Below are 12,545 nucleotides of genomic sequence, written 5' to 3'. Positions count from 1 at the left end.
TTGGAATCAATTTTAACAACATCATTCGAGGCATAAACAGTTATTTGATTCGTTGACAAATCAAAATCAGAATTACTCAGTGCGGCATCCGTATATCGCAAGACAAAACGATTGTTTACTATACCTTGATTGGCTGTGAACTGATATGGTGCAACTGATAAATTATGGATTACATTCAACTGTTTATCTTCTAAATAAATCATTTGTGCATTCCCTGAAAACAAACCATCGACTGCTCCAACAGCAATGGTATAACTTCCATTAGTGGGAACTTTGAATCCTAAAGGCACTTGATCTGTGTTGACAAATGGTAAGCTTCTTCCTTGAATAGCAAATATATTTTCATTAATTAATGAATATAAGTTTTGACTGTTTTTGTAGTCCGTAAAAGCGTCAAACATTTGGTCGCGGTCTTGTGTTGCATTTGGCACATATCCTATAAGCATTCTTGAAGTATCGGTCGACGATACTAAATCAAGCCAGATTCTGTGTTCAATAGCGCTCTCTGTTTGTGCGCTGTTTTTATTATTATGTGCTACTCTATAAAATTGATTGTTCTCGAAAGCTCTGCTACGCATTCCGTTATTGAAAGTAGCTGTTGAACCACTTACGGGTTGCGAATCAAGCATTGAAACAAAAAAAGCTTGCCCTGCACCAATCACTTGTTTTAGCCCTGGACCACTTGTAGCTCCTGTTCCATTGAGTGTAATATATTCTGAAGCATTGTAGTTTGATATGAAATTGTTGTAAAACGGATCTGTGTTTCCTGTATTTGGTATAGTACTGTGTGGCCATATTTTAACAAAACCATCAATCTTAGTCGAATTTGCAGTCAAGAAAGCATTAACACCTACAGCTGAAGGATATGGATTACCCAACAAGTTCCAGTTGTCATCATTACTTGTTACAGGAATGCTAAAATTACCTGTATAATTTGCCCCTGTATATGTTCCTCTTGTAATAGTTGGAGTATACAGTCCATTATTTGAAGTGCCTCCAAAACTAACTGTTAAATCTGTAGTTGTAGTATTGTTAAACCCGTTTGGCGCCCTAACTATATACCCTTCACCAACAGTCATTGCTCCTGAAATATTGCCCCAATTACCCGTGCTTCCAAGCGCAAAATTACCCACAGTATTCGAAGCGGTAGGCAACCATTTCCAAAGGTAATTGGCAGGCGTTCCTGTAGAAATATTCTCAACATTAAATGTGGAAATTGGTGAAGACCAATAGGTATAATCTTGCAGTTTTAATTTAGCTATTCGCTGCATATTGATTGCGCCTGTTGTTGTGCCGTCCGTTATTTGAATGAGTGAACCGCTATTTAAAATGTTTAATGTCCCATTATTAGAGAAATTATTGGTGATTTCAAAAAAATCGTCAGTAGCAATAGTGGCTGTTTTTCCAGCATTTATGGTTAGATTTCCTGTGGCGATAATATCGTTAGAAACACTGGTGTTAAAATTATTATTTAAAACTACATTGTGAAATGTTTCAGTGCCTTCAGGAGTAACATTGTTAATTATTTGTGGTGAAGTTCCATTAAAATGAACTGTACCGTTTCCTTCAGAGAAAGCGACACTACCCGCATTGTTAGTCCAGTTTCCATATAAATTTAACAAACTCAATGCGTTGTTCATAGTTAGTGAACTTGCATTGTCAATAGTTATATTATTTGAAAAAGCACCAAATGGAAATTTTGAAGGAGATGCGCCAATTGTTGGCTCATTAACTACATCTGGAATAAATACATCGTCAGAAGATTTAGGCACAGTTAGTCCCTCCCAATTGCCACACACAAACCAATCAGTACTAGTGTTTCCTGTCCAAGTACCATCAGGATTTCCAACAGTTATGATAAAATTTTCACCAACAGCAATATTTGTAGCTCCAGTGAAATCCTCTACAACATCAAGACAATTTGAATTGGCTGGAATTGTCCAATTGCCAACATTAATCAAAGAATTTAATACTTGATTTTTTGTTCCAGTATGTAAAGCATCGTTTCTATAATACCTGACACCTAAGTTTGCAACTGATTCTATATTAAAACATTCAATATCATCTGGCAATCTAGATTGTCTAGTAGCACCACCTGTTGTTGCCGCCGAAACGGCAGAAGTAATGGGAATCCAAGCGGATCCATTGGTTAAACCATACAAAACACGACCTGCAAAAGTACTATATCTTGTAGGTGTGCTTATTGTTCCAAAGGCTGTAAATGTACCTTGCATAATATAAATTTGATCTGCATCACCAGCAGATATATTGCATGAATAAGCACCTCCTATATGTGTTAAATTAGGCTCTAAAATATTATTAACGCTTATGTCTAAAGCCGAAGCTGTGAATAAAGCCGTAGACACAAAACTGATAACGGATCCCGCATTAATATTCCCTGGACCATTCCAAGTAAAAGTAAGGGTTCCTGGATCCTCATAAGGATCGCTACCTGCTCCAAACCAACGATCTGTTCTTATGTTTGCGGCTGCGCCTGATTCATATCGTGAATTAGCAACAATAAAACTTGTTCCTGGAATTATTTCTACAAGTGTAGCAATATAAAACTTATCATTAGCAGGCGTTGTGGCACAAGTACCACCAGTTCCAAAACGAGAATCGTATCCAACAAAAACTAAATCTCCAGGTTTAAATGTTGTTCCTGTTGCTACAAAAGGATTTACTGTTAAGGTTGCACTGTTAGAATTTACAGAAGTACAACTAACAGATGAAACCACGCAACGGTATATATAACCTGAGAAGCTTACTGTTGCAGTAGTTATATTTAAAGTTGCAGTATTCACGTTAGTATAAGGCGCACCATTAGTTAAATTAACAAAACCACTACCGGTATCAACTTGCCATTGGTAGGCTAGTCCTGAACCTGTTGCTGTTACCGAAAACAATGCGTTGCTACCATTGCTTATTGTAACATTGTTTGGTTGTACAGTAATACTTGGAGTTGTGTTTACAACAACAATGTATGAAACATTCCCCGTTGACCAACACGTTCCATCAAAAGCTCTTACGTAATACGTTCCAGAGGTAGTTACTGGAAGTGATGCTGTTGTTGGGTTTGCAATCGATGTTCCTGTTGGTGTTGTTTGCCAATATAAAGATGCACTTGGCGCAGAATAACTTAAAATTGTACTATTACAGGCTGGAGTTGTTCCAGAAATTGTTCCTAATGGGTCTGCTGGTGGTGTGCAGGTTGGGGTGACTGCTCCGTTAACTATAATATCATTTCCAGCAAAATCACCAGGGCCCCCAGTTCCAGTCACTACTTCTGCAAACATATAGAGTCTATATATTACAGGGGTTGTCGAATTTGCTTGCGAAAAAGTAAATGTGAAGGTTTGTGTGGATGTATTATCAATAATTGGATATTGAGTATCCAAATTTGTTGTGTAACCATCCAAAGAATTTCTTAAAACTATAGCACTTGGTCCTGTACCAGATCTTTGTAAACTAATAACAACAGAATTAACATTAAATTGATAAGTTGCATTTGGAGTAATAGTAAACTCCATATAATCATTGCCAGAAACAGCATTTGCAATTGAAGTTAATGACCATCCTGTGGCATTAAATCTATCTCCATTTGCGGGTGCCGTTAAACCAGCACCACGAGTTATTGTTGAAGCCGTTAAGTTTGCATTATTGAAATTTGAACTAGCAGAAGTTTCACTTCCAACTAATCCTGCAAATTCAAATGTTAATATTTGCCCCCAACTCATCGTCGAAATCAGCATTGTTATTATAAGTAATTTAATTTTCATAACTTTAATTATAATTTATTTTAAGTTGATAAAATTACAAATAAAAATCATTTTGTAGATTTAGTTACCATTAAATAAGTATTAAATCGATGAAAAGCAAAAATTAGCGTTAAGATATCTTTTATTGTCTAAAGAAGGTTTTTTATTCTTTTATTTTTGAGAATGACATCACTATTATTAGTGATTTAATTTTCATAAATTTGAGTTTTAAATACATTTAATTACAACGCCAAACAGGTATTGTAAAAAAGTAGTTACATTCAAACAAAAAACATCCTTTATCTAAATTAATTTCTAAAACCACATTACTAAAAAGTTAATTTTTGAAAACCCCAACAAACAAAACCTATACCGTACTTGAAGCGACTCAAAAACTGGAATACTATTGCAGTTATCAAGAACGTTGTCACCAAGAAGTAGTTGCTAAACTTCGGGAATTAAAAATGATTCCTGAGGTTGTTGATACTATTGTGGTGCATCTTATTCAACATAATTTCCTCAACGAAGAACGCTTTGCGTGTAGTTTTGCTCGTGGCAAACACCGCATTAAGTTTTGGGGCAAAATCAGGATTGTAAACGAATTAAAATTTCGACATATTTCGACATACAACATAACCAAAGCATTAAAAGAAATATCGGAAGCGGAATATCTTGAAACTTTTCATAAACTTGCGGAGCATCATTGGGAAATCATTCGGGAAAATAATGTCTTGAAAAAGAAAAAGAAATTTTGCGATTTTATGTTGCGAAAAGGTTTTGAAAGTGGCTTAGTGTATGAGAAAATGAAGGAGTTAGGGTCTTCGACAAGCTCAGACTGACATTGCCGACAAGCTCAGACTGACATTGAAACATTTACAATAAAGCAACGAGCCTAACAAATTTCATACTGAGCTTGTCGAAGTGGTTATAAATTAGCAAACATAAAAAAGGGTCTTCGACAGGCTCAGACTGACATTGCCGACAAGCTCAGAGTGACATTGAAACATTTACAATAAAGCAACGAGCCTAACAAATTTCATACTGAGCTTGTCGAAGTGGTTTTAAATAAAAAAGGTCTTCGATACTTCCTTCGTCAGAACAAGCCTAGCTCAGACTAACATTGCCGAAAGCTCAGACTTGACAGTAAAGTAAATAACAACAACGCAACAAGCTACACAATTGTCACGCTGAGCTTGTCGAAGTGGTTTTAATAAAAAGGGTCTTCGATACTTCCTTCGTCAGTACAAGCCTAGCTCAGTGTGACATTGCCGACAAGCTCAGACTGAAAAAAAGGTAAAAAAAAACATACAGGCAATTGTTTACCTACAAACTCAACAAAACACTCACAGCATTTCCTCCAAAACCTACAGCATTAATCAACACTTTTTGAATTGGTTTTTTTTGAAATTGCATTGGTGCAAATGGCACTCCAATAAACTGATTGTATTGCATCATTAGAATTGCTAATTCAATGCTCAACATACCTGAAGCTCCAAAAGTATGACCAATTTTCCATTTGTTGGTAGTCAACAATGGAAGTGTGGCTCCAAATACTTTTTGAATGGCTTTGTATTCTGACAAATCACCTTTTATAGTACCTGGCGCGTGCATCACAATGGCATCAACATCTGATAATTTATTGTTTTGCAATGCCATTTCCATTGATTTTTGAAAACATACTGCTTCGGTAGAAATGGAAATGCTGTGTTCCAAAATATCCGTTGCATAACCAACTCCTTCGATATACGCCAATGCTTGTTGCCCTTCATCTATTTCCAAACACACCATCGCAGCTCCTTCGCCTAGAACCATTGAGTTTTTGGTTTTTTCTAAATCGAAGGCACGACATTCGTTGGTTTTAGAATATATTTTTAAAGCTTGCATTTGGGCAATTGTAAATGGTGTGAGTGGTGCTTCGCTTCCCCCAACCAAGAATTTGCCTGCCATTCCAGCTCTCAGCCAAGCTACTCCATTTAATAAGGCGTGTAATGCTGTGGAACAGGTTATGGAATGTGATATTTCTGGTCCTTGACTTTTCAAATCGTGGGCTACCCAACTGGAAATATTACCTAATGTTGTTGTGGGTGAGGCTAAAACTTCGGTTTTTCCTGTTTTTATGAATTCTTGATGGTGCTTTTCGAATAATTCGGTTGCTCCTCTGGAAGATCCAATATTGATTCCAAAATTATCATTTGCACTCCAACCTGCTTTTGCAACTGCTTGACGTGAGGCTAAAATGGCAAATAAAACAGAGTTGTCTAACGCTTTGTATCTACTTTCGGATTGTCTTAATTGCAAAACCATTTCTTTTAATTCTTGAGAAATTTTAGCTACTGGAATAGTTTGATTTCCAATTTGGGTTTCGAAAATTAATGACGTGTTTTTTAAATATTCATTCCAAATTAATTCTGGTTGATTTCCTAAAGGAGAAAAGGATGAGAGGGCTGTTATGGCGATTCTTTTATTCAATGTATTGGAATGCTGATGATGAGAATTGTAATCGTTTTTTCGGTTTTTTAGCCCCGATTGTAGTGGAAATCCTTTTTGTTTTTTCTTTAAAAACAAAAAGATTGCAACGGAAAGCGGGAATAGCTACAAATTTAAACTATTTCTAAAGCTTCTTCAATGGTTTGATATACTTTTTGCAATTGCTCGTTTGAAATAATGTAAGGCGGCAAAACATAAACAATATTGCCTACTGGACGAAGGACAATACCCTTTTTGATAAAAAAAGCATACAGTTTGTTGCGGAGATTTCCGTAATAACTGGCTTGTGAGTCGGTTTTTATTTCTAAAGCGAAAATTACTCCTAATACTCGGGTCGTTTTCACCTTTTGATGCTTTTTTATTTTTTCTTGAAATTGTAAATGTTGTTGATGAATGCGTTGAATATTGTCTTGCATTTCGCTGGTTTGCAACAATTCGATGCTAGCCAAAGCGGCGGCACAACCTGTTGGATTTGCTGTAAAGGTGTGTCCGTGAAACAGGGCTTTATTGATATCGTCGTCATAAAAACCATCAAAAATTGCTGAAGTAAATGTGGTAATTGCCATCGGGATTGTACCTCCAGTCAACGCTTTGGAGAGGCACATCATATCGGGTTTTTGGGATAAATAATCGCAGGCAAAATTTTTCCCTGTTTTTCCAAAACCTGTCATCACTTCATCAGCAATGGTAAAAATTTTATTTTCTTTACAAATTGAAATTAATTTGTCTAATGCTGAAGCTTCATACATCACCATTCCCGCAGCTCCTTGTACTAATGGTTCGAAAATAAAGGCGGCGCAATCATTGTTTTTTATAATTTCCCCCAAAGTATCGTAGCTTGCTTTCTCATTTCCAATGGTTGGAACTGGAATTCTAATCACTTGTATTAATGATTCTTGAAAAGCTTGAGTCCAAAATGAAATTCCGCTTGCTGCCATAGCTCCAAAAGTATCACCGTGAAAGGCATTCTCGAAAGCAATTATGGTGGCTCTTTTTTCATTTTTGTTATAAAAATATTGCATTGCTACTTTAATCGCAATTTCAACAGCGGTTGAACCATTGTCTGAAAAAAATATTTTTTGTTGATTTGATGGTAAAATTTCTATAAGCTTTTCGGATAATAAAACCGCTGGTTCGTGCGTGAATCCTCCAAACAAAACGTGCTCTAAAGTGGTAAGTTGTTTGTAAATAGCATTGGCAATGAATTTATTAGAATGCCCATACGGATTCACCCACCAAGAAGCAATGGCGTCGATATATTCTTTGCCGTTTTCATCCCAAAGTAATGCGCCTTCTCCTTTTGTAATGGCAATTGCGGGTTGAGCGGTTTTGTGTTGGGTATAGGGATGCCAGTTGTGTTTTTGGTTTCTTTCAGAAAGTGTCATTAGATTTTTGATTGCTGATTAACGAATGTTGATTTTTGATTTATTATAAACTTAGTAGATTTTCCCGAAATAAATCAGAATATTCAGCAATTACATTTTTATCAAAATAGGGTTCTTGATCTATTCTTCCAATTAATTTAACACCTGTTTTGTTTAGAATAATTTCTTCTGTCGATTTGTTTTCATTGCCTGAAAATATAATTCCTGCAATGTTACTATTTCTTGATTTTAAAGCCTCAATTGTCAATAAAGTATGGTTTATGCTTCCTAAATAATGACGGGAAACAATAATTACTTTGTAATCGGGTTGGATTAAATCGATAACGCAATCGGTATCATTTAACGGAACATAAAGTCCTCCAGCACCTTCAATTACAAGATGATTTTTGGTTTTTGGCTCAATGATATTTTTTAAATCGATAGTAATTCCGTCAATTTGTGCTGCAAAATGTGGGCTTGCTGGCGTATTTAATTGATAACTGTTTCCGAAAATTTTGGATTTGAGATTTGAGATTTGAGATTTAATCTTGTGACTGTCTGAATTGTCTAGGTCACCTGCTTGAATAGGTTTCCAGTAGTCCGCTTCGAGTGCCTCTACAATAATTGAGGAAGCAATGGTTTTGCCTACATCGGTTGATATACCAGTGATAAATAGTTTCATAGTTTTTATTTAACCGCAAAGTTAACAGGATTTTATTGTTTTGCTATCGAGTTCTCTGGGCTAAAATACAAATGTACTCAACAATCGTAATACTTCCGTAATTTCTTCTTGATTATTGTAACTATGTAAGCAAAAACGTAATCTTTCTTGACCTTCAGGAACTGTTGGAGATAGTATTGCTTTGACATCAAATCCTTTTTCTTGCAATTGATTGGCAATGGTTTTTACTTTTTCATTTCCAGGGATTATAGCAGATTGAATAGCAGATTTACTCCTTACAAACAGAGGCTTCAAACCTAACATTTGTTTTTTTTGATTGAAAAAATTAATATTGTTTCGAAGTTTGCTAATAGCGTCCTTTTCGGATTTCAATCCTTGATACCCAACCAAAATAGCCGCAACCGAATGTGGTGAAAGCCCTGTCGTATATATAAAACTTCTAGCAAAATTTACTAAATAATTTTTCAATTCTTGACTTCCGAGTATAGCTGCTCCATGACAACCTAGTCCTTTTCCGAAAGTTACAATCCGTGCAAAAATTCTGTCCTGAAGCTGAAATTCTTGAACCAAACCTTGTCCGTTTTCCCCAAAAACTCCCAAAGCGTGTGCTTCATCAATCACTAAATAGGAATTGTGTTTTTCTGACAATTGGCATAATTCTTCTACGCGTGGTGTGTCTCCATCCATTGAAAAAACACTTTCTGTTACAATATAAACTATTGAGTTTTTGGAATTGCCATTGAAATTGACAATCAACCGTTCTAAATCTTCAAAATCATTATGATTGAATTTATAGGATTTGGCATTACTCATTACAATTCCATCACGAATGGAAGCGTGACACAATTCGTCATACAATATAACATCATTTCGTTGTGGAACTGAACTAAAGAATCCCACATTAGCATCGTAACCTGAATTAAATATTAAAGCTGTTTTTGACTGATGGAATTGAGAAATAAAACATTCTGTTTCTTCATACAATCTATGATTTCCAGAAATTAATCTAGAGCCTGTTGCTCCGTTTGTTTTATGATTAGTATCAATTAAAAGTTGATGTGTTTTGTCAAAAATAACTTCTGATTTTGCAAATCCAAGATAATCGTTGGACGAAAAATCTGTTTGATTATTAGCAAAAGGTAATTTTCGCAAGGCATTTTTTTGCTCACGATACTCAAGTTTATCTTGAAGTTGTATTGGGAAATTCATAGCGACAAAGTTACAAATTGAAATTTTGTAAATTTCGATTTAATGAAATACAACTCCTATTTTATTAACTTTTTTATCTGGATCTACTTCAGCAAATAAAATTCCTTTTGAATCTTTGATTTTGTAATGCAAATCATTTTTATATTTACTTTCTATTCTTTCATGTTTCGCCGCTATTTGTTCAAGTGTGCTGCCAATTGTAAAGGCATTTAGTTTCCACTTTTTATTCGTTATAGTAATGCTTTTTATGAAATCATCTTGCATTTCAATTACCAAACCATCATAAGTTATAACTACCCAAGGTTGTTCTCCACGCTCTTGATTTTCTCTATCAATTGATTTAGCAACGCCCAAATAAAACTCAACTCTATCAGCAATTATTTTATCACAAATTTTTATACTTTTTTTAGTTTTTGCATTCACTAATAACATTACGCAATCTATTTCCTTTGCTTCTTTGTCTTTAATCTTACAGAAATTTGAAAAAGTAAAAAACACTAAAAAGAGTAAGCTGTAATATTTAATATGGTTGGTTTTCATAATTATTTTAAAAGATATTATCTAACGCTTCTTACTTATTTGTTTAAGCAAATATAGCGAATTATGTTTTTACTTTTTTTAGTGCTGATTACTTTGTGGTTTTGTGAGTCTATAAATTCCACTAATAGAGTTGATTTTATATACATATTTTAAATCTAAATTTAAATCAATCCTTAGTCTGTTAACAATGAAGTAGTTAAAAAAATAAGATTTGTAAATAATATTTGTAATCTAAATACTATTTTTTATGTATTTTTATACATTTTATCGATTATATATGCATTTTGTCATATATTATCTTACATTTGAGATATAATCATTAAAATTTGTTAACCCCTAATTTATTTTAAAATGGTAAAAAAATTACAAAACAGTATGTTAAAATGTATCGATTCTAAAAACACAGATGGTATTACATTTTTAGAAGTAGTGATGGTTGGAATGGTTTTTCCTTTCGTAATCAAAAAAGCAGAAGAAACATTTATTAGTATCCTAAAAAATTAGTGTAAAAATTATTAAAATAGTGTAATTACTATAAAAAAAAGCCAAACATTTCTGTTTGGCTTTTTTTTATTTAAAATTATTTTAGTCCGCTAAAACAATAACTTTATTTCCATTCATCTCTAATGTTCCTGAAGTTATTGCCAACCAATACGTTTGTTCGTTTACTTTATTAAACTTTGCTTGAAATTCTTTAGCAATTTTAAAGTTTGAACCTATAATTTTTACGTTTCCTTGTTTTAATAACGACACGATAGGTGCGTGATTATTCAACATTTGGAACTCACCATTTACTCCTGGAACGGCTACTGATGTAACTTCTCCCGAAAATAAAGTGGCTTCTGGTGATACTATTTCTAAAATCATAATTATATAATTACAAATTTCAAATTACGAATTACAAACTTTAATTTGTAATTCGTAATTCGTAATTTTTTTAAGCTTCCGCCAACATTTTTTCTCCAGCTTCGATAGCTTCTTCGATAGTCCCTTTAAGGTTAAATGCTGCTTCTGGAAGGTGATCTAATTCACCGTCGATAATCATATTGAATCCTTTGATGGTGTCCTTAATATCAACCAATACTCCTTTTAATCCAGTAAACTGTTCAGCTACGTGGAAAGGTTGTGACAAGAAACGTTGTACACGACGTGCGCGAGATACAGATAATTTATCTTCTTCAGACAATTCTTCCATACCTAAAATTGCGATAATATCTTGTAATTGCTTGTATTTTTGCAAAATTTCTTTAACCCTTTGTGCACAATCGTAATGCTCATCACCCAAAATTTGTGGGGTCAAGATACGAGAAGTAGAATCTAATGGATCAACTGCTGGATAAATACCCAATTCAGCAATTTTACGAGACAATACTGTTGTTGCATCAAGGTGAGCAAAGGTTGTCGCTGGAGCTGGATCGGTTAAATCATCAGCAGGAACGTAAACCGCTTGTACTGAAGTAATAGATCCTTTATTTGTAGACGTAATTCTTTCTTGCATTGCACCCATTTCGGTAGCCAATGTTGGTTGGTAACCCACAGCAGATGGCATGCGCCCTAAAAGTGCTGAAACCTCAGAACCCGCTTGTGTAAAACGGAAGATGTTATCAACGAAAAACAACACATCTTTCCCTTGATCAGAACCAGCACCATCACGGAAATACTCTGCGATAGACAATCCTGATAAAGCTACACGAGCTCTTGCTCCAGGTGGCTCATTCATTTGTCCGAAAACGAAAGTCGCTTTCGAATCTCTCATTCCCATTTTATCAACTTTAGACAAATCCCATCCTCCATTTTCCATAGAGTGCATAAAATCGTCACCATATTTTATAATACCCGACTCTAACATCTCACGAAGCAAGTCATTTCCTTCACGTGTTCTTTCTCCGACTCCTGCGAATACAGAAAGTCCACCATGACCTTTGGCAATATTGTTAATTAATTCCTGAATCAATACTGTTTTACCTACTCCAGCACCACCAAACAATCCAATTTTACCTCCTTTTGCATAAGGTTCAATCAAATCGATTACTTTGATACCTGTAAATAAAACTTCAGAAGAAGTAGCTAAATCTTCAAATCTTGGAGCTTGACGGTGAATAGACATTCCATTCTCACCATCTTTAGGTAAATCACCTAAACCATCAATAGCGTCACCAATAACGTTGAACAAACGTCCGTAAACATCTGGTCCAATTGGCATTTTGATTGGGTTTCCTGTTCCAACTACTTCATAACCACGGCTTAAACCATCTGTTGAATCCATAGAAATGGTACGAACGGTGTTTTCACCAATATGAGATTGTACTTCTAATACTAGTTTTGTACCATCTTTTTTAGTGATTTCTAATGAATCATAAATTTTTGGAAGTTCAACACCTTCAGTGTTAAAAATTACATCGACAACTGGTCCAATGATTTGCGCAACTTTTCCTATTACTTTAGACATGCTTATGTATTTATTAAATAGCTATTTGTGTTTGTAGAAAATATGTCTATTTTCAG

10 protein-coding genes are annotated in these 12,545 nt (G+C 34.7%); 2 read left to right on the top strand and 8 right to left on the bottom strand.

Annotation, left to right across the window (positions count from 1 at the left end; all coding sequences use genetic code 11):
• Positions 1–3,779, bottom strand: a 3,779-nt coding sequence (locus RMO70_RS14995) for a hypothetical protein (RefSeq protein ID WP_310557252.1), incomplete at its 3' end; no start/stop codon positions are given.
• 323 nt (positions 3,780–4,102) lie between these two features.
• Here RMO70_RS14995 and RMO70_RS14990 point away from each other — a divergent pair.
• A complete protein-coding gene (locus RMO70_RS14990) occupies positions 4,103–4,597 on the top strand; it encodes a regulatory protein RecX (RefSeq protein WP_310557251.1) in 495 nt (164 codons plus the stop codon).
• Between the two features lie 484 nt (positions 4,598–5,081).
• On the opposite strand, the gene RMO70_RS14985 is transcribed toward RMO70_RS14990, so the two are convergent.
• The 5 genes from RMO70_RS14985 to RMO70_RS14965 all read right to left on the bottom strand — a co-directional run bounded on the left by RMO70_RS14985 (position 5,082) and on the right by RMO70_RS14965 (position 10,040).
• The gene (locus RMO70_RS14985; protein ID WP_310557250.1) at positions 5,082–6,227 is read right to left on the bottom strand and encodes a beta-ketoacyl synthase N-terminal-like domain-containing protein; all 1,146 of its coding nucleotides are present in this window, start codon (positions 6,225–6,227) and stop codon (positions 5,082–5,084) included.
• A gap of 131 nt (positions 6,228–6,358) precedes the next feature.
• On the bottom strand, positions 6,359–7,630 hold the full coding sequence (bioA, locus tag RMO70_RS14980; RefSeq protein WP_310557249.1) for an adenosylmethionine--8-amino-7-oxononanoate transaminase: 1,272 nt from the start codon (positions 7,628–7,630) through the stop codon (positions 6,359–6,361).
• Between the two features lie 43 nt (positions 7,631–7,673).
• The gene (gene bioD / locus RMO70_RS14975) at positions 7,674–8,291 is read right to left on the bottom strand and encodes a dethiobiotin synthase (protein WP_310557248.1); all 618 of its coding nucleotides are present in this window, start codon (positions 8,289–8,291) and stop codon (positions 7,674–7,676) included.
• A gap of 60 nt (positions 8,292–8,351) precedes the next feature.
• Complete coding sequence (locus RMO70_RS14970) at positions 8,352–9,500, bottom strand: pyridoxal phosphate-dependent aminotransferase family protein (RefSeq protein WP_310557247.1); 1,149 nt, start codon at positions 9,498–9,500, stop codon at positions 8,352–8,354.
• 39 nt (positions 9,501–9,539) lie between these two features.
• Positions 9,540–10,040, bottom strand: a complete 501-nt coding sequence (locus RMO70_RS14965; RefSeq protein WP_310557246.1) for a hypothetical protein — start codon at positions 10,038–10,040, stop codon at positions 9,540–9,542.
• A 351-nt stretch (positions 10,041–10,391) separates the two neighbouring features.
• Between RMO70_RS14965 and RMO70_RS14960 the strand changes: the two genes are divergently transcribed.
• Complete coding sequence (locus tag RMO70_RS14960; protein ID WP_310557245.1) at positions 10,392–10,544, top strand: hypothetical protein; 153 nt, start codon at positions 10,392–10,394, stop codon at positions 10,542–10,544.
• Between the two features lie 81 nt (positions 10,545–10,625).
• On the opposite strand, the gene RMO70_RS14955 is transcribed toward RMO70_RS14960, so the two are convergent.
• Both RMO70_RS14955 and atpD read right to left on the bottom strand, forming a co-directional pair.
• On the bottom strand, positions 10,626–10,907 hold the full coding sequence (locus RMO70_RS14955) for a F0F1 ATP synthase subunit epsilon (RefSeq protein WP_310557244.1): 282 nt from the start codon (positions 10,905–10,907) through the stop codon (positions 10,626–10,628).
• A gap of 70 nt (positions 10,908–10,977) precedes the next feature.
• Complete coding sequence (atpD, locus tag RMO70_RS14950) at positions 10,978–12,489, bottom strand: F0F1 ATP synthase subunit beta (protein ID WP_310557243.1); 1,512 nt, start codon at positions 12,487–12,489, stop codon at positions 10,978–10,980.
• Between the last annotated feature and the right edge of the window lie 56 nt (positions 12,490–12,545).

The organism is Flavobacterium sp. (assembly GCF_031422135.1).
GTDB lineage: Bacteria > Bacteroidota > Bacteroidia > Flavobacteriales > Flavobacteriaceae > Flavobacterium.
The sequence above is the reverse complement of the archived record's forward strand: the minus strand, read 5'-3'. Positions and strand labels throughout refer to the sequence as shown.

Bases quoted from the DNA above. Each gene is read 5' to 3' on its own strand.
- bioA (WP_310557249.1), bottom strand. From the start codon at position 7,630: ATGACACTTTCTGAAAGAAACCAAAAACACAACTGGCATCCCTATACC.
- bioD (WP_310557248.1), bottom strand. From the start codon at position 8,291: ATGAAACTATTTATCACTGGTATATCAACCGATGTAGGCAAAACCATT.
- RMO70_RS14970 (WP_310557247.1), bottom strand. From the start codon at position 9,500: ATGAATTTCCCAATACAACTTCAAGATAAACTTGAGTATCGTGAGCAA.
- RMO70_RS14965 (WP_310557246.1), bottom strand. From the start codon at position 10,040: ATGAAAACCAACCATATTAAATATTACAGCTTACTCTTTTTAGTGTTT.
- RMO70_RS14960 (WP_310557245.1), top strand. From the start codon at position 10,392: ATGGTAAAAAAATTACAAAACAGTATGTTAAAATGTATCGATTCTAAA.
- RMO70_RS14955 (WP_310557244.1), bottom strand. From the start codon at position 10,907: ATGATTTTAGAAATAGTATCACCAGAAGCCACTTTATTTTCGGGAGAA.
- atpD (WP_310557243.1), bottom strand. From the start codon at position 12,489: ATGTCTAAAGTAATAGGAAAAGTTGCGCAAATCATTGGACCAGTTGTC.